A 789-nucleotide genomic window follows, 5' to 3' on the forward strand; every position below is an offset into this window, starting at 1 on the left:
CCATCAACACTCAACAACCCGGAGCAAATCATGAGCAAGAAACTGGAAGGCAAGGTCGCACTGGTAACGGGCGGCACCATCGGCATCGGTCTGGCCGCGGCAAAGGATCTCGCAGCGCAAGGCGCGAAGGTGTACATCACGGGACGCCGTCAGGCCGAACTGGATGCCGCCGTCGAGGCGATCGGGCACGGCGCCCGCGGCGTGCAGGGCGATGTCACGCGTGCCGAAGACCTCGACGCCCTGTTCGGGACGCTCCGCGCCGAACAGGGCCGGCTGGATATCGTGTTCACCAACGCGGGTGGCGGCTCGATGCTGCCGCTCGGCGAGATCACCGAAAAGCACTTCGACGACACGTTCAATCGCAATGTGCGCGCAGTGGTCTTCACGGTACAGAAAGCGTTGCCGCTGATGCAAAAAGGCGGCTCGCTGATCCTGAACGGCTCGATCGCCGGTTCGACGGGCACGCCCGCGTTCAGCATCTACAGCGCGTCCAAGGCCGCAGTCCGTGCCCTGGCCCGTAGCTGGGTGCTGGATCTCAAGGACCGTGGCGTCCGCGTGAACGTGGTGAGCCCCGGTGCGACGCTGACGACGGGGCTGGTGGAGCTGGCCGGCGACACGAAGGAAGCACAGGATGGACTGGCGGCCTACCTGGCCTCCCTGGTGCCGATTGGACGCCTGGCTGATCCGTCGGAAATCGCCAAGGTCGTGACGTTCCTCGCATCGGACGATTCGAGCTTCGTCAATGGTGCGGAGTTCACCGCCGACGGCGGCCAGGCTCAGGTCTGAGCG

General features: G+C 65.3%; 1 protein-coding gene. It reads left to right on the plus strand.

What is annotated here, in order from left to right:
• Positions 1-30 precede the first annotated feature (30 nt).
• Positions 31-786, plus strand: coding sequence for an SDR family NAD(P)-dependent oxidoreductase (locus U5A58_RS40400; RefSeq protein WP_321965453.1), 756 nt, complete (start codon positions 31-33; stop codon positions 784-786).
• Positions 787-789: the final 3 nt, after the last annotated feature.

Origin of the sequence: Paraburkholderia sp. J7 (genome assembly GCF_905220155.1) — a bacterium.
Lineage (GTDB): Bacteria > Pseudomonadota > Gammaproteobacteria > Burkholderiales > Burkholderiaceae > Paraburkholderia.